This is a genomic window from Parabacteroides sp. CAG:2, from assembly GCF_000436315.1.
GTDB lineage: Bacteria > Bacteroidota > Bacteroidia > Bacteroidales > Tannerellaceae > Parabacteroides > Parabacteroides distasonis.
Map to the genome: position 1 here is coordinate 9,305 of NZ_FR885260.1, position 17,721 is coordinate 27,025.

Sequence of the window (17,721 nt, forward strand, 5' to 3'; positions counted from 1 at the left end):
GGCACCCGCCGATTTGGGTAGCTTGATGAATACGCCGCACAAAAACGCAGCGATCACCTGTCTGTGCGACGTAGACGACCGTCAGTCTGCCGACGCTCGTAAGAAATACCCGAAGGCGAAGTATTTCAACGACTTCCGTGAGATGTACGACAAGGAAGGCAAGAACTTCGATGCCGTATGTATCTCCACCCCGGATCATAACCATGCGATCCAAGCTTTCGGCGCTATGCGGATGGGTAAGCACGTATATCTGCAAAAACCGATCGCGCACGATATTTACGAGGCACGTATCCTTACCGAGGCCGCCAAGAAATACAAGGTCGTGACCCAAATGGGCGACCAAGGTAACTCTTGCGACGGTATGCGTACCCTTCGTGAATGGTTCGAGGCAGATCTGTTAGGTGACATCCAGAAGGTATATTGCTGGACCAACCGTCCTGTATGGCCGCAAGGTATTCCTTGGCCGAGCCAGAAGCCTGAGGTTCCCAAGGGATTAAATTGGGACTTATGGGTAGGTACCGCCGAGTATGTGGATTATATCGATAATCTTGTTCCGTTCAACTGGCGTGGTTGGTGGCGTTTCGGTACAGGCGCTCTTGGAGATATGGGTTGCCACATCATCGGCCCTCCATTCAAATTGCTTCAATTAGGTTATCCGACTGAGGTTTCTTGCAGCACGACCAATGTCTACTCCGGTATCTTCGAGGAGGCTTATTATCCTGAGAGTTGCCCGGTAGCCAGCTCGATCCGTTATAAATTCAAGAAGAAAGACGGAAGCGACCTGAATCTCTATTGGATGGACGGTGGTATCATGCCGGAGCGTTTCGAGGAGATCGATCCGGATGCAGACATGACCTGCACGATGGGAGACTTGGATATGATGGACGTAGAAGGCGCAACCGTATTCGTAGGTACGAAAGGTATGGCTTCTTGCGGCTGGGGCGGTTCCGACCCGAGATTCTGGCCAAAGGGACAGAAGGCGAACAAGAAACCGCTGTTCGACAAGGACGTGAACATTCCTCATAAATACAAACGTATCGAAGGCGGCACGAACGGTCATTACTGGGCGTGGATCGACTCTTGTATCGCAGGATACGACAAGGCGGACGTAGAATCACCATTCGAAGGTTACGCCGGTCCGTTGACGGAGACCGTATTGATGGGTAACCTGATCTTACGCAGCTATAATATCCGGGAACAAGTGAAACATAACGACTCGATCTACGGAGAACGCGAGGGCTTTATCTATCCGGGAAGAAACAAAACTTTCCAGTGGGACGGAGCGAACATGCGTATCACCAACTTCGAGCAAGCGAACCAATTCATCAAGCGGAAATACCGCAATGGATGGGAAGATCTCAAGTTATAAAAGCGAACAACAATGGGATGAGACGGGGCACACCCCGTCTCTACAACTAGATAATTTACTTAAATAACTATACAAAGATGAAAAAGATTTATAGCAGTATTATGGCCGTAGCCTTATTCGCATCGGCTCTATCATGTACCTCTGGCAACAATAACAATACGAACAATGCCGGAACGCAAACCGCCCAAACCCAAGCCCTCGATAGCGATGGTATCCCTACGGGAGGCGAGTGGATCACCATGTTCGACGGGAAAACCTTGAACGGATGGCGCGGCTATTGCCGTCAGGATGTACCCCAAGGTTGGGTGGTTGAAGACGGATCGATCACCTATAAAGGTAGCGACAATAAGGCAGACACGGGCTTCGGCGACTTGATCTACGACAAGAAGTTCAAAAATTTCGTTTTCGAGATCGAATGGAAGATCGACAAGGCCGGTAATAGCGGTATCTTCTATACTGCGCAAGAAATTGAGGGTACACCTATTTATTACTCCAGCCCAGAATATCAGTTACTCGACAACGAGAATATGCCGGACGCATGGGAAGGTTGCGACGGTAACCGTCAGGCCGGTGCCGTATATGACATGATTATGCCGGATCCACAACCCGTAAAACCGTACGGAAACTGGAACAAGACGAGAATCGTTGTCTATAACCAACGCGTGATCCATTACATGAACGACGTGAAAATTCTGGAGTTCCAATTTGGTACCCCGGTATGGCGCGCGTTAGTGGATCATAGTAAGTTCAGCAAGTTCAGCACGAGTCCGGAGAAATGCCCGGAAGCTTACGACTTGATGCTACAATGCGGAAAACAACCGGGTTACATCGGTATGCAAGACCACGGTTATGGTGTTTGCTTCCGCAATATCCGAATCAAAGAGCTCTAAAATCGTATGAGAATAGAGATTTGTCAATCTTATGAGGCATTAAGCCTTAAGGCAAAAGAGATTGTTACCTCAGAGTTAGGGCAGTACAAGGCACTTACGCTTTGTGCCGCCACTGGGGGCTCTCCTACCCGGATGTATGAGTTACTGGTAGAGGAAGCCGGTCGCCAACCGGAATTATTCTCCCAATTCACGGTACTAAAGCTCGATGAATGGGGAGGAATCCCGATGGATCACCCGGGTACGTGCGAGTCGTATCTACGGAACTATTTCGTAGGTCCGCTTCAAATCCCGGAAGACCGGTATATAGCGTTCCAAAGCGATCCGGAGAACCCTGAGGCGGAATGTGAGCGGATCCAACAGATACTGGACCAAAAAGGCCCTATCGACATTTGTATATTAGGAATAGGGATGAACGGCCATATCGCCTTGAACGAGCCGGCTCCTTCCTTACATACGAATTGCCATGTGGCTCATCTGTCCCAGAAATCCTTGCAACATCCCATGATCGCCGGGGATATGGAGAAACCGGGATACGGACTGACATTGGGCATGGCGAATATCTTTCAGTCACGCCTGATTATCCTTCTTATCAACGGGATAAAGAAAAGGGAGATTACTCAAGCTTTCCTTGAACAGAAGATCTCGACGGAGTTGCCGGCCTCCTTATTGTGGCTGCACCCGAACGTGATTTGCCTGATCGACAGGGAAGCGGCGCATAGTTCTAATTAAGCTTTTACAATTATCATGAAATACGCTATCGCATTAGACATTGGAGGAACAAGCATAAAATATACTCTTGTGAACCAGAATGGCGACATTCTTTACGAATCGTCGGAAACCACACAATCAAAAGAGAATCCACGCCCATTATCCGATACCATAAAAAGTATCGTACGGAAAATGACAGACTACGCCCGTTCCCGGGACTGGGGGATTTACGGAATTGGCATAGGTGTACCTTCCGTAGTAGATAAGGGGGTGGTTCTCTTTGCCAATAATCTTCCTGAACTGGACAACCAACAATTGGATCTTGCGTTAGCGGAATTTAATCTACCGGTATTCATCGACAACGACGCAAACCTTATGGGGTTGGGCGAGGTGATATATGGGGCGGCTAAGGGCCTCTCCGATATCGTTTTCTTGACGGTGGGTACCGGCATAGGGGGCGCCTTGTTCTTGAACGGCCGGCTTTATGGCGGCTACCGGAACCGGGGCACCGAACTTGGGCACTTAATTATTCATGGTCTGAATGGGAATCAATGTACTTGCGGAGCGTCCGGTTGCCTAGAGGCACACGCTTCCGTAAGTGCGTTGATCGCCTTATATCGGCAATTATTGGAGAAGAACGGACGGGAGATACCTTCCCGTATCGATGGAAAATATATAGTAGAGCGCTATAAAGCTCAAGAGAAAGAGGCCGTACTCGCTATGGAGGATCATTTCCGGAATCTGTCCCTAGGCGTAGCGAGCCTTATCAACATTTTCGCTCCGCAAAAGGTGATTATCGGCGGAGGCATTTCGGAATCCGGAGATTTCTACATTAATAATATACGGGAACAGGTCTGGAAATTCGTGATGAAGGAAACCTCGTACTTCACGACTATCGAACTTGCCCGATTAGGAAATAAGGCCGGATGCCTCGGGGCGGCGGCATTGGTGTTTAATCATTGAATCTATCTATCATGAATAAGAATAATTGGATCGTACTCCTCATCTTGTGTATTTGGTTTGTCATTTCTTTTGTTACCAATATATTAGGCCCTATGCTACCGATGATTATCGATAGTTTTGGGCTGAGCCTGACATTGGCCGCATTCTTGCCGTTCTCGTTTTTCTTGGCATATGGCATCATGTCCATCCCGGCAGGAATGATCATCGAGCGTTTCGGGGGAAAGATTTCCTTATTGGTCGCTTTCAGTCTGACGTTTTTGGGTGCGGGGCTTTTCGTCATGTTCCCGACCTACCCTATCGTATTGACCTCCCTTTTCGCTATCGGTCTGGGCATGGCGATGCTACAGGTGATTATATTGCCCTTGATGCGTGAGGCGGGCGGAGAGAAAAAATATGCCTTTAATCAGGTATTGGCCCAGATCGTATTCGGGGCCGCTTCTTTCATGAGCCCGTTCGTCTTGGCCGGGCTTATGCGGAAATTAACCGGTGAGGATCCGGCGAACGACTTCTTCATCCGTTTCCTCAAAGGGATAACGCCGGAGAGCTTACCTTGGAGCTCGCTCTATTTTATCTTTACGATTGTTTTTGTCATCATGTTAGTGGTTATCTCTTATGTCAAATTCCCGAAAGTAGAATTAAAGGAAGATGAGAAGGCGGGAACGGTACAGAATTATAAAGAATTACTCAAGCAAAAACAAGTTATATTCTATTTCTTGGGGATTATCGCTTATGTGGGAACCGAGCAAGGATTGGCGAATTGGATGAGTCTTTTCCTGAATATGTATCATGGGGTCAGCCCGGAAGGAGCCGGGGCTACTACGGTTGCTTGGTTCTGGGGATTGATGTCCATCGGCTGCTTGTTGGGATTGGTGATCGTAAAGTTAATCGACTCAAAGCTGATGTTACGTATTTTCTCGATGATAGCGATCCTTAATTTATCGATAGCGCTCTTCGGTCCTACGCAAGTAGCGATTATCGCTTTCGCTTGTTGCGGCTTCTCGATCTCGATCATGTTTTCGGTGATATTCGCCTTAGCCCTTAACTCCGTGGATAAGCATCATGGGGCTTTTTCCGGTATCTTGTGTACGGGTATTTTCGGTGGGGCATTGATTCCGTTCATCATTGGTGGACTTGGAGATCTGATCGGGTTGCGCTATTCCATGTTTTTCCTATTTATCACGCTGGGCTATATCTTGAGTATTTCCTATTGGGCAAAACCATTGGTCAAGAATGAGACCGTCAGTCTTAAGGAATTGTTGAAGCAGTTAAACCGTACAAAATAAATATGTATATCTTTGGCCTATAAAATTATCATCCATGAAAAAAGAATCAATCTACCTCGTTCTGGCATTTTTTATACTTTGCGCTCACTCTTTATATGCGAATAAAAGCGTGCGGTTGGCTTCTCCAAACGGAAAGATCAAGTTTTCCTTGGCTTTGGATAAGAATAGCCCGGTATACAGCGTAACATTTAATAAGCAGACCTTGATCCAAGACTCCCCATTGACGCTGACTTTCGATAATGGGGCGTTCGGGGAAAATGTAAAGATCAACAAACCCGTGTTCAGTACGAAGGAAGAGACCTACGAATTGATCGTTGGTAAGGCGAAACATATACATAGCCTTTCCAAAGAGGTAATCATCCCGCTAGAGGAAACCGTTCAGCCTTTTCGCAAGATTAATCTGGTCTTGAGGGCTTTCGATGACGGTATCGCCTTCCGCTATGAGTTTCCGAAGCAAAAAGGATGGGATTCGTATATCATGTATGACGAGGGAACCACCTTCAACCTACAAGGGAATCCGAACGTAACCACTTTATTCCTCCCCAACTACCAAAGTTCCCACGAAGGTAAATATACGGTCACAGATTATGCCGACATGGATAATAAACGATTGATGGATATGCCCGCCCTATTCTCTTTCCCGAACCATGTTTATATGGCGATTACCGAGGCGGCGGTTCGTGATTACGCCGGTATGTACCTATGGAAAGAAAACGGGACTCTTCTCGGGAAACTATCACCTAAACTGGGACAAGAGCGTATCAAGGTAGAGGCATCCCTACCCCATCAATCTCCTTGGCGGGTCTTGATGATCAGTGATCAAATCGGTTCCTTGATAGCGTCCAATATCCTTACGAATCTCAATGAGCCTTGTAAGATAGAGGATACGTCTTGGATTAAGCCGGGTAAGACTACTTTTACGTGGTGGAACGGAAATGTCGTTCCGGATACGACTTTCCTTGGCGGAAACAATTTCCCCACGAATAAATATTACATTGATTTCGTAGCCCGTAACGGATTGGATTATCACTCGATCTACGGGAACGCCGAGCAAGCTTGGTATGACGAGGATGGAGCCGGATTCGGTTCTCCGGGTCCTAAAGCGGACATCTTGAAAGTCGTTCCGAGCCTCAATATGCAGGAGATTTGCGATTACGCCAAGAGTCAAGGCGTACGTATCCATTTATGGACCAACTGGAAACCTCTGTACGCAAAGATAGACGAGGCTTTCGCCCAATTCGAGAAATGGGGAATCGCCGGCATGATGATCGATTTCATGGATCGAGACGATCAGGAGATGATCCGCATCCAAGAAGAGTTCTTGGCGAAGGCGGCTAAGCATCATCTATTCGTGCAATTCCACGGAGCTTGCAAGCCGTCTGGATTGAGCCGTACCTATCCCAACGAGTTCACCCGCGAGGGTACGCTTAATTACGAGCATTGCAAATGGGATAAGGATACCGACGCAGATCATGACATCCATATGCCTTTTACCCGTTTATTAGCGGGAGCGACTGATTATCATTTAGGAGGTTTCCGCTCTTTGCCAAGGGATAAGTTCAAGAACCAAGAACGTAACCCTTACGTAATGAGTACCCGCTGCCATATGTTAGCGATGTACGTGGTATTAGAGAGCTATCTCGGCATGATTTGCGATACGCCGGAGGCTTACGAAGGACAACCGGGATTCGAGTTCCTGAAAGCCGTGCCTACGACTTGGGACCAAACAGTCGTTCCGAACGCTTCCGTCAATGAATACGTAACGATCGCCCGCAAAAAGGGAGAGGATTGGTTTGTCGGTACGATCAATAACAGCCAAGCACGCAGTATCGATGTAGACCTCAAGTTCTTGGATAAGGACAAGAAATATAAGATAACGATCTATAAAGATGCTGAAGATACGAATATAGACTCGAACAAACTCGTAAAAGAGGTTGAGGAGATCACCTACAGGGATAAAATCACCCTTCCGCTGGCCTCCGACGGAGGATCAGTCTTTCATATTCAACCCATCTGACGTAACTCATCCACTGCAACCTGGGTTGCGGTGGTACTGCAAGGCTGATGCAGTAATACTGCAACGCCCATACAGTAACGCTGCAACGCCCGTGCAGTAACAAGACACAAAGCTTTCGGATAAAAGCAAGTATTGGAGGAACCGGAACAATTGATTACTTTTGTGCTCAAAAATAGATAAATGAGTTACAATTGGAATACACGGACGGAACTTTTGTTCGGAGCGGAGCATATGGAGCGCTTATCCCGTAGCCATGTATTGGTAGTTGGCCTAGGAGGTGTGGGAGCTTATGCCGCCGAGCAGATTTGTCGGGCCGGAGTAGGAAAGATGACGATCATAGACGCCGATACGGTAAACGAGAGTAATATCAACCGCCAATTGCCCGCCCTTCATTCCACCCTAGGGATGCCGAAAGCCGAGGTCGTGGCCAAGCGTTTGCTTGATATCAATCCCCAGTTGCAACTAACCGTCCTGAATGAATTCCTGCGAGACGAACGGACGGAGGAGGTACTCTTATCGGCCCCTCTCGATTTCGTGGTAGATGCCATCGATTCCCTAAGTCCCAAGGTATACCTGATGTACCAAGCATATATCCATAAGATCCCCATCGTGTCCTCCATGGGGGCGGGCGCTAAGGTAGACCCATCCTTGGTACGGATAGCGGATATCTCCAAGACAATCAATTGCGCCCTCGCGAAAGCGGTGCGGAAACGGTTGCGTCCTCTAGGCGTAAGCAAGGGGATTCCCGTCGTATTTTCCACCGAGTTCGCCGATCCGGACGCCGTGATCGAAGTTGAAAACGAAACATGTAAACGTACGACCACGGGAACGGTCTCTTATATGCCGGCAACGTTCGGTTGTTTCCTTGCCTCGCACGTCCTAAGAAACTTGATATGATACAAACCGAAGGAATAACGAAAAGTTTCGGTGCCTTACAAGTATTGAAAGGCATCGACCTCACGATAAACAAGGGCGAGGTTGTCGCTATCGTAGGCCCCAGCGGGGCGGGTAAGACAACCTTGTTGCAAATCATCGGCACGCTCGACGCACCGGATAGCGGGCGACTGGTTATCAATGGCACGGAGACAAGACGATTGGGCGATAAGGAATTGGCGGCTTTCCGCAACCGGAATATCGGCTTCGTCTTCCAGTTCCATCAATTATTGCCGGAGTTCACGGCCTTGGAAAACGTGATGATCCCAGCCCTGATCGCCAAGGAGAAATCGGCCATAGCCGAGAAGCGGGCGAAAGAGATGCTGGACTTCTTGAAACTCTCCGATCGTATGGCACACAAGCCCGCCGAGCTATCCGGCGGAGAAAAGCAACGGGTAGCGGTAGCCCGTGCGCTTATCAATAACCCGGCGGTTATCCTCGCCGACGAACCTTCGGGAAGCCTCGATACCAAGAACAAGGAAGAATTGCACGCCCTCTTTTTCGAGTTAAGAGACCAGATGAACCAGACGTTCGTCATCGTGACGCATGACGAACAGCTGGCCACAAACACGGATCGGGTGATCCATATCAAGGATGGAGTGGTAGAAACGAACTAACAACAAGGGGGTGCGGTTCTAAGTGAACCGCACCCCCTTGTCTATTATAGCGGGTTTATTTACAATACCCGTAGTTTCACCGTCTTTTGGTCGTGGGCGATCTCCGTGCGGATAATGTAGATGCCTGCCGGGAGATCGAACGTATAAGTCGGACGGGCGGGATATAAGGTACGTACCAAACGACCCATCGGCGTAAACACCTGTATCCGCTTCAACGCCTCGCTAGCACTGGCCACTATCCTACCCGATACGGCGGAATAGACAGAGATAGATTCTACGTTGTCCACCCCCTCATTACCGGTAGGCGAGCCCGCACTTAGGAAGTAACGTCCATGGCTGCTGCCGTCCAAACGCAAGGTATACGTATTGTCCGACAACTCCGTACTTTTACGGGTCACGGCATCGTACAGGTAAAGCGTCTCCGCCCAATCGCCGATACCCTCTATCGTCAGTGTAACCTCCCCCTTACCCTCGCCGGCATATACGCCAAGGGGCACTTGGTCGATCCGTCGTACTACGTTCACACCCACGGCACGAGTCCCGGCGATAGTGTACACCTGCGGGATCTCCTCCAGTTCCGTATCCAGCAAGATTACGGCATCCTTATCTGCCTCATAGCTATTCGCGGCATCATCCTGCCGCGTCAACAAGGCCGTGCTACGATATGCATCCCGCTCTGCTGTCAGCCTCAATACCGGGTTTTTGGCCGTAGCGGTACGTAAGGAAGAAGAGACCTTCTCCGACTCTCCTTGCATCATGGAGGGATCGAAATGAACCACCTTCAGATCGGTACCGGTTGCCGTACCTTCCGCTTTCGTTTGAGCCGCATCTTTCAGCTCTACGAAGAAGGCTTGCATGGAGGCGATAACGGCTCCGGATGTAGCATCAGTAACATTTCCACCTTCCCATGCCACATCAGGTGTACCGACAACAAGCCCCTCCTTCACATCCAATGTCCAATATTTTTGCTCTAAGATAGCCTCATTCTCTTTCAAGAAACGAACGATATCCAACGGATACATATAAGGATTACCCAACAGGAAGTGCTTGCCGTCACCATCAGCAATAACACGGACGGTTCCATTATCCGTATTCCACCAATCTTCCGTTCCATTCACATCTGTCAATACCACCTTGATCGACTTGTTATCTGCCAGTTTACCAGCATTGATCCGATTTGCTAAAGTCGGGGCTTTGGTCATGGCGACTCTCAATGTAGCGCTTTTCGTATCCGGTTTCCACGGTTCATATTTGTAGGAGTCATCCGCTTTCGGCAGGCGTACCAATACTTTCTCACCTAAGCCGGTCGCATTCTTCTTTTCTACGCTGGCATAGAATCCCTTTCCTAAAGCGTAGGGCACATTCACATCGTTATATTCACGGCTCCAGTTGGATTGGACTACCTCGTAATGAGTTGTATCCAAACCATTCTCCGGAAAAGAAACTATTTGATCTGCTTCGCTCTTCGGCACGTACATCGTGATCGCCTTGTCCCAAGCTTTCTGGTAGAAGGCTGGGGCTTGGCGGTCGTTGTCAGCCGTGCTGTAGGTGATATCGGCGAAAGCATAGGTGTTCTGACGGCCCGTGTTCTTCACGGTGTACATATCGCCGGCGAATACGCTTTGCAGGGGCGATGCCATCCAATATTTCGCATCAGGTGTCATCTCGAATTCCACATGGGCAGTGTCGTACGTCAGGAATTGCTGACGGCGTAACTGCGCCTCGGGTTTGAAATAGATAGCCTTTACCTTATTTATATAGTACGGGGTTACGATCGTATTATCTCCGTCTTTGTCTACCGCCATATCATATTGGATATACTCGGTAGCCTTTGATGAGTTCGCTTCGGGAATCTGTAACAAATGATCTTTCGTCTCCAAGCCTTCCAATTCCAGCATCTGCTTTTCCGGGATCGTGATACGGGTGAAATGAAGCGGGGCGAAGGCGGCGGTCAAGTCTGCATCATTGCCGTTGGCGTCTGTTTTATCTTCTCCGTTTGGATCTATGTACAATTCCCCTTTCGTAGACTGATGCCAGTTTGCGTCATTATACCATGCCTCAGCGTCCTCACCGGTGTTCGTACCCTTCCAAGTCAGATATTCCGGCACGATCTTGATAAGTAAGGTAGCGTATCCTTCGCAAGAGCCTTTTACGAAAGCTTCGTCCTTATATTCACCGAATGGGATATAGAGGGCATAAATCTGGCCTTCGTCAAAATTTGTATAAGCTTTATCGTCAAAAGTCATGGAGAATAATCCACCGCCATAGTCAGTTTCACCTGCCTCATTTTTACTTTTAGCTTTCGCAGACAACTTTGTCAAATTACCCACCTTTGTATAAGTAGCCCCTTGCCGCAAGAAGATATCCGTAGTATTGCTTTCGGGCAGACCTAATTGATTGGATTCTGTCATACCCATCTTTAGGCCATTGCTTTGGATAGGAATATTGGTTATGCTTTTCTCCATGATATTCGGCAAGCCAATACGCAGGGGAACATTGGGATAATGCTCCATTCCTTCCGGATACTTCACGTCCGGGAAACCAACAAGTAGTTTCGGGGCGGGAGCGGCTTCCAGTGATCGTTCTTGAGGTCTATCGCAGAAAAGCCAAAGTCTGTCCTCCTCGGGAATACTCTCCGGTAGATAAGGAATCGCTACCACTTTTTTTACCCAACGAAACTCCGCATATCCCAATTTCCCGCCAATCACCAATTTCGGCTCTGTATCTACATCACCTAAAAGCAATGTCTTCAATTTCGCAATAAGCCCAGGCTTATCTTTATATGCGTCTAATTTTTCATAATACTCAATCAAATTTTTCGCGGGGAAAGACGAAGCTTTCTCGCCATCGGGAAGGGTATTTCTATAAGACTTCAATATATCTTCTAAAGCGAATCCATATTCATCATAGAACGCAGCAAATTCCAGCGAGTCTCCCAAGAACCAGTCGAACGTATATGAATAACCCTCATATTTATCTACAAACTTATCTGTCTCTCCGGTCATCAAGTTGTTGTTCTCATCATATCTTTCAACCCACATGGTTGCCTCCTCAATCTGACTGATCCGTCCCTCGCAAGCGATCATGCCCTCCGGCAAATCTGTCTTGGTCTTTGCCACGATCGTGAAGGAAGGGAGTACGGTGAAAGGGGTAGTCAGCAAGCAAGGATCGTTGAAACTATCTCCCGCATGGGCATTCGGGAAATTCACGATTTCATCACTAGTAACTGTCGCGGCCGCACTAAAGATTACCACATCATACCTACCGGAGGCGGCATTCTCTTTACTTCCGAAATTTTGCTCCCCTTTATATTTCAACTCAGTCTTGTCCACATCAATGGCACTCAAATGGATGGTATTGCTATTTCCTTCATCCCACCAAGGCACACGAGGACGAGAAATACCCATTACCGAACAAACGGCCCGTATCAGTTCTTCGTACAGATTATTGTCATTCCCCTCCATTATTCTATCTATCTGGTTAGATAGGTCTTTCGGTTCCGGAATCTTATAGTCCCACTCTGAATCCGATTTGCCACAGAGTACACTCAAATTTTGTTTCAAGTACGCAATATACTCTTCTTCCGGGAATTTATCCCCATTTGTTTTTTGGGCATGATCTAGTATGTCTTTTTGCCAAATTTTATGCTCAGCGGCATCATATAAGAAATCATTGATCATACGCAGGTTTACGACAATTTGTCGTCGCATCGCAGTTTCATGATTTGTCAGATCCTCAAATCCTTGATGCTTCAACCCTTCTTTAGTCGGAACGATAATACGATACACCTTGCTTCGGTTGTTATAGCGCTCATTACTATAATCCTTCAAATCCGTATTTAATGTAATCCAATCTTCAGGCTTCTTTATATCCCCATTTTCCTTTTTATCGGTAGCTCCAATATAAACATTTCCGATCGTTTTATTAAGATTCTCATTTCTTTTCCTTGGATCTCCACCCATCAAACCATAGCGGTATTTCCATATATGCTTTGAATCTTCCGTTATGCTATTCCCCATATTCAGATCGGACAATACATCCGGATTAATGCTCCAACCCATATTCTTGAGCAGAAGTTCGTAATCCGTGGCAACGGTCAGGCTGGCAGAAGAACACACGTCTACTCGCTTTACGTCGATTTGCGGTATGGAGCGATAAATACGCAGACCATCGATGGCGTAGTCCGCACCATATGAATGAGCTGTATTGTTTTGTACCTCCAGATAATATCCTACATAATCATCAAGCGATTGTGACAAGGAAAATGAGTACATTAATTGCTGCCATTTACCAATATTGTTATTAGCCGGCCGCCCTTCCGAAGTCGAGGTATAATCAGTCAGTGCATCCCCTGAAGTAAAACGATGTAAAACAACTTCTGTACCATCTGCTTTTAATCCGATAAAATTCATGTTTACATTAGGAGGTAGAGGTTTTCCTTCGGCTTGAGTATCTTTCCATGTCGTCATATCATTCACCCAAAAGTTCACTAAAATACCCGTATGCGCACAGATATTACCATCCAACGGAATTTTCACCAAACGTCCCGGCAAATTGGCCGCATCCACATAAAAGAAATATCCCAATGATTTTTTCCCCGTATTGTAATAAGTCCGGTCATAGATTGCCACTTTGGGCTTACTTTGGGCACTTGCAAACCAAAAATAAGTCTTTCCCTCAACCTTTTCATTATTCGTTGATACTTTTTCCACATCCGCTGTTCGAAACAAACCATATTGGTTTTGTAAGGTCTGAATCCGATTATCCTTATTTGGTTGAATTTGATAATTAAATGGAGCATATCCCGTGATCTCCGGATCCAACCATTTACCTTTATCCTCTTTATTATCAGAAAAACCAATCTTTGCCATATTATTAACAGAGTTCAAATCGTCTACAGATATCGAATCATTCCGGTCAAAATTTATATATCCTATTCTTTCATAAAACTCCGGATAGTTATCCGGATTACGCCTTGGGTCAGAATCTTTTTCTTGCTTTTCCTGTAACATGAAACCATGATCACCAGGGATAAGATTATATCGCACCAACAGAGGACTCGCTTTCGTCTTATCTTTACCCACCGCCCGAATTTCTAATTTTACAGGTTGTGTTCCAACCGTTATCAAATTATTTATAATCTGTGTCCAGCGATTACCCAAATCTTTCCATTCGCCATTGTCTTTCTTATATTGATAAGTTTCTCCCTGTACTATTTGATCTCCGTCATACCACGCATAATTATTAGCGATCCTACCCAATTGTATATTAATCGTTCCATTATTTTGCGGGACATATATGGTTTCATCCATAAAAGGAGTGGTTTCATCCGCTTTAGAATCTTTTATGCGATTCGCAATTTCGCTTGCCGGACGAATCACAAATTTATAACGTATGGACAAAGTAGGTTCAGTGAATGTAGTCCCATCCACCTTATAATTGTTATTTAAACTCACATCACAAACAACAAGATCTTCTTTTACATTCACCGCTGAATATTCAACCGTAGAGGCTCCGAGAGGGACAGAGCTATTTATAGCAGTTGTACCTTCTATCTTATAAAAGTCTTTATAAAAAAATAAAGAAGTACCTGCGTCTCTCAACGAGCTTGGATAGAGATTTATAAGATCCTGTAAGGCACCACCCTGTACAAAAGAACCATCTAACTTAGGATTTATAGCCTTACCTTTTATATTTTCGCAACTTAAATTACCTTCATTAAGCTGATACCAACGTACATACCACCGATAGTTCGCATTATAAAAGCCATCATTATTCCTCAACTCAGGAATAAACAACTCCCTCTCTTCCCCATCTGCCACATACACCGTATCCACACGTTCGGTAATACCGGTTTGGGGTGAACCATTCTTATAATTGATCGTGTACGTCTGCCCCCACGCCGGCACAGCCACACCAGCGGAAAAAATTAACAAGCAAGTTAATAACAAGGATTTATATCGTAGGTTGATTGATGGTTTCATCCGTCAGGTCCTCCTTTTTTAGTTTATTGTTGTTATATTATGGTTGTTATTTGTAGTTTCTGATCTTGATGGTGTAGGGGATTTGCATCTCTTGCTTCTCCTGACCCACATAATAGTTTATAATGAGCGTGAGGATGACTGTAGCATCCACGTTTCCACCCAGTTCCCGAGTGCGGATCGTGAAGGAACCTTTCTTTCCTTCCTTGATCGAAGCCTCGGGAAGGTAGAAACGCTGTTTCTTGTCACAATCCTCTCCGTTTACGGCCGTAATGAGACGTTTCTCGTCGCTTTTTACTTGGATCGAACTGATTTTCGCTGTTTCCGTAACCGTTCCCTCCTGCGGGAGACCTTTGATCGTGAAATCTCCTGTCACGCCTTCTATGCTAGATATCTCGAAACGGATCGACAAGTCGCCGGCGGCTTGCAAGGTATGCTCAACAGGCGTCAGTATTTGCACGCCCGTCTTCTCACCATAGACCAAGGCGGTCGGGTAGACCCCGATGGGGAGGCGTTGCTCGGCTACTTCCAAATTCGTCGTGATGTTGGTTATCAAGACAGGGATGACCAGCAGGTCATTGCGGCGTACGAAGTCGAAGCCCGTGAGGTGCTCCGTACGAGGGCGGCCTTCGATCTCTACACCGAGGTGGATGCCACCGCCGTTCTCTCCGACGGCTGCATTGGTCTCAGGAATGTAGCGAATATAAGCTCGTTTACTACCGTTCTCGCCGTCCACAGGTTTGGCTTGTATTTCTTTTTCATTATCACCGGGTTTGATAGATTCAGTATAAAGATCCTCTAGACTTACTACAGGAGGATTCGCATCTTTCGGAAAAGATGGAGCCAAAGGCTCTTCCAAGTCCTTGTTATCCTTAAACTCCAAATAATTCTCATTTCCCCAAGGCAAGAGCCAGATCGGCAGGCTTCCCTTGCGGAGGTTCATGATGTCCAATTGGTTTACGGTTATGGATTTATCTAAGTTATTGGTTATCTCCACTTGCACCTTGCCGATCATGCGGATCAAGGGAATCTCGAATTTGTTCTCTGCCGGAGCGGGCAATACCGTATGCTTTTGGGCGTAGCTGCTCATAGGAATACGCTTTCGAGACGCTTCCTCGCCTCCGAATTTACCTTTTTTCTCCTCATTCCTTGTATCAATACTCGTTCCCGAGTCCAATATCTTCACCTCCGACAGTTCCGCCAAGGAATGGGCTTCGGTAATTTTTTGATACAACGATGTACCGTCTTCCAACGATTGTAAATTGGCGAACGCATAAAAATGGTATGTGCCAAAGGGTAGTTTCATCTCCACCGTAGTACGAGAATCCTCATTACTGATATCCGGAGTCCATGTTCCATCTTTGCCGGATATATATCCGGCCAAATCCGCATTCTCATCATAGGCCACCACCAGCCAGTTCGTGATGTCTCGCTCGTATTCTTCATCTTTTGCCCAGAAATCCGTCTCAGTAGTTTCATCCGCCTTCGTCATCATCCCTCCGGCCTTCGTCTGCGGCGGGCGTACCGAACGGGATGTCCGCAAAGTGATAGTTACAACACAATGGTTCGGGTCGTCATCCGGGAGATCGCCCCCCCGGTCTTCACCACAAGCCATAAAAAGCCAACAGAGGCAAAGACCAGCGGCGACCGCCGTCAATCGGTTATATATGGTATAGCGTCTCATCATTAGCGATATTTAATAAATCTCTGTTTACAATATGCCATCGTTGATACGAATCACCCAATCCTTCACCTGTATCTTGAAGCAGGCGTACCCCACGATCATAGGGTCTTCCGGATCGGGACCATCGGGATTATCCGGGTTATCCGGATTGTCAGGATTATCAGGTCCCGGAGGATCCGGAGGCGTAGGCTTATCCGGACAATCGGGGCATACCTTCGGTGTAAGGAAGAAGATGATAGAATACTCGTCCTGCCGGTCCAGATACTCCTGCGGGGAGATACGGTGCCCCTCCATCTTGGTGAGAAGGAGGTAATCGTTGAGGTTCACGTTCAGCACATCCTTCTCCCATCCGTGATGACGGATGATGAGGCGGTAGTTACGGCCCGCCATCAGGCGCATGGTGTTCATCTCGGCCACGGCCACGTATTGCCCGCCTACGGTAGCGCCGGGGGTCGGGTCGGCTCCCAACTCCACGTTCTCCGTATAATAAGGCAGGTAGTGGATGGTGGGATCTTGCAGCAGGGAATTGTCGTAATCCATATACCCGTTGTCGGCCACGATCCGGAAGGAGAAGTTGTTCACGTCCATGTCCTCACCCATCACGTTTTGCAGCACGACCCGCAGCTTGTTGGTATTCTTGGCGAGTGAGATGGTGTCGGCCTCGGGCATGTCGCGCGTCACGGTGAAGGTATCGAGGCTATGCCAAAGCGGGTGCAGCTCGTTGGGCTGTGTCGTATTGGCCTCGCGCAAGGTACGTACCTTGACGTCTTGCGCCCTCCCGACAGCCTGCGACGTCTCGGCAGGGTCGTTCCATGCGTAACTGCCCTTGTCCAGCCCGGCCCAAGTGACTACCTGATAGGTACCCGGCTCCATGTCGAGGGCGATGGAGTTCCGCTCGTCCAGCTCGCTCTTCTCGATCCGCCGCTGGAAAAGGAAGTTTCCTTCTTGGTCGCAGAAGAAGAGCGTAACGAAGTCTACCTCATGCTGGAAAGCGTCGGCGAATTTCATATTATAGTCGTACTTGAAATACAGGCGGAACTCGCAAAGCGGCAGCGAGTCGTCGTGTATCCAATCGCAAGCGTATAGCCCCACGGACAAGGCAGCTATGCCAATCAACTGTTTGCAGGTATGAAATAAACGGTTCATAATCATTTTATTAAGATACACAGTAATCCTCCGCCCGTACTACCGGAAATGGAGGTAAACCATGATGCCCATTATAAGGTTCTTATGATGGGCATCGTAAGGTTGCTTGGATGGGCAGCATAAAGTGCTT

General features: G+C 47.4%; 11 protein-coding genes. 8 read left to right on the forward strand and 3 right to left on the reverse strand.

Features of this window, described 5'->3' with window-relative positions; translation table 11 throughout:
* From QVP94_RS01885 to QVP94_RS01920, 8 genes are all read left to right on the forward strand, one after another.
* On the forward strand, positions 1 to 1,369 hold a 1,369-nt coding region (locus QVP94_RS01885), incomplete at its 5' end, for a Gfo/Idh/MocA family protein (RefSeq protein WP_288213147.1).
* 77 nt (positions 1,370 to 1,446) lie between these two features.
* A complete protein-coding gene (locus QVP94_RS01890) occupies positions 1,447 to 2,259 on the forward strand; it encodes a 3-keto-disaccharide hydrolase (RefSeq protein ID WP_022191833.1) in 813 nt (270 codons plus the stop codon).
* A gap of 6 nt (positions 2,260 to 2,265) precedes the next feature.
* Positions 2,266 to 2,988 (forward strand): galactosamine-6-phosphate isomerase, encoded by a 723-nt coding sequence (locus QVP94_RS01895; protein ID WP_022191834.1) that lies wholly within the window; start codon positions 2,266 to 2,268, stop codon positions 2,986 to 2,988.
* Between the two features lie 15 nt (positions 2,989 to 3,003).
* Positions 3,004 to 3,930 carry an ROK family protein gene (locus QVP94_RS01900; protein WP_011967045.1) on the forward strand — a complete coding sequence of 309 codons (927 nt, stop codon included), beginning with the start codon at positions 3,004 to 3,006 and terminating at the stop codon, positions 3,928 to 3,930.
* A gap of 11 nt (positions 3,931 to 3,941) precedes the next feature.
* Positions 3,942 to 5,213 carry an MFS transporter gene (locus QVP94_RS01905; protein ID WP_009016475.1) on the forward strand — a complete coding sequence of 424 codons (1,272 nt, stop codon included), beginning with the start codon at positions 3,942 to 3,944 and terminating at the stop codon, positions 5,211 to 5,213.
* Positions 5,214 to 5,247: 34 nt separating this feature from the next.
* On the forward strand, positions 5,248 to 7,230 hold the full coding sequence (locus QVP94_RS01910) for a glycoside hydrolase family 97 protein (RefSeq protein ID WP_009016476.1): 1,983 nt from the start codon (positions 5,248 to 5,250) through the stop codon (positions 7,228 to 7,230).
* A gap of 180 nt (positions 7,231 to 7,410) precedes the next feature.
* On the forward strand, positions 7,411 to 8,127 hold the full coding sequence (locus tag QVP94_RS01915; RefSeq protein ID WP_005860617.1) for a tRNA threonylcarbamoyladenosine dehydratase: 717 nt from the start codon (positions 7,411 to 7,413) through the stop codon (positions 8,125 to 8,127).
* Positions 8,124 to 8,780: an ABC transporter ATP-binding protein gene (locus tag QVP94_RS01920; RefSeq protein WP_008778861.1), complete on the forward strand. Its 657-nt coding sequence runs from the start codon at positions 8,124 to 8,126 to the stop codon at positions 8,778 to 8,780. The genes QVP94_RS01915 and QVP94_RS01920 overlap by 4 nt, the downstream gene beginning before the upstream one ends.
* 59 nt (positions 8,781 to 8,839) lie before the next feature.
* On the opposite strand, the gene QVP94_RS01925 is transcribed toward QVP94_RS01920, so the two are convergent.
* From QVP94_RS01925 to QVP94_RS01935, 3 genes are read right to left on the reverse strand one after another with little or no spacing between them, the layout of a single operon-like run.
* On the reverse strand, positions 8,840 to 14,764 hold the full coding sequence (locus QVP94_RS01925; protein ID WP_022191835.1) for a hypothetical protein: 5,925 nt from the start codon (positions 14,762 to 14,764) through the stop codon (positions 8,840 to 8,842).
* 46 nt (positions 14,765 to 14,810) lie between these two features.
* A complete protein-coding gene (locus QVP94_RS01930) occupies positions 14,811 to 16,448 on the reverse strand; it encodes a hypothetical protein (RefSeq protein ID WP_172580094.1) in 1,638 nt (545 codons plus the stop codon).
* A 24-nt stretch (positions 16,449 to 16,472) separates the two neighbouring features.
* Positions 16,473 to 17,591 carry a FimB/Mfa2 family fimbrial subunit gene (locus tag QVP94_RS01935; protein WP_022191836.1) on the reverse strand — a complete coding sequence of 373 codons (1,119 nt, stop codon included), beginning with the start codon at positions 17,589 to 17,591 and terminating at the stop codon, positions 16,473 to 16,475.
* Positions 17,592 to 17,721: the final 130 nt, after the last annotated feature.

Bases quoted from the DNA above. Each gene is read 5' to 3' on its own strand.
- QVP94_RS01890 (WP_022191833.1), top strand. From the start codon at position 1,447: ATGAAAAAGATTTATAGCAGTATTATGGCCGTAGCCTTATTCGCATCG.
- QVP94_RS01895 (WP_022191834.1), top strand. From the start codon at position 2,266: ATGAGAATAGAGATTTGTCAATCTTATGAGGCATTAAGCCTTAAGGCA.
- QVP94_RS01900 (WP_011967045.1), top strand. From the start codon at position 3,004: ATGAAATACGCTATCGCATTAGACATTGGAGGAACAAGCATAAAATAT.
- QVP94_RS01905 (WP_009016475.1), top strand. From the start codon at position 3,942: ATGAATAAGAATAATTGGATCGTACTCCTCATCTTGTGTATTTGGTTT.
- QVP94_RS01910 (WP_009016476.1), top strand. From the start codon at position 5,248: ATGAAAAAAGAATCAATCTACCTCGTTCTGGCATTTTTTATACTTTGC.
- QVP94_RS01915 (WP_005860617.1), top strand. From the start codon at position 7,411: ATGAGTTACAATTGGAATACACGGACGGAACTTTTGTTCGGAGCGGAG.
- QVP94_RS01920 (WP_008778861.1), top strand. From the start codon at position 8,124: ATGATACAAACCGAAGGAATAACGAAAAGTTTCGGTGCCTTACAAGTA.
- QVP94_RS01925 (WP_022191835.1), bottom strand. From the start codon at position 14,764: ATGAAACCATCAATCAACCTACGATATAAATCCTTGTTATTAACTTGC.
- QVP94_RS01930 (WP_172580094.1), bottom strand. From the start codon at position 16,448: ATGATGAGACGCTATACCATATATAACCGATTGACGGCGGTCGCCGCT.
- QVP94_RS01935 (WP_022191836.1), bottom strand. From the start codon at position 17,591: ATGAACCGTTTATTTCATACCTGCAAACAGTTGATTGGCATAGCTGCC.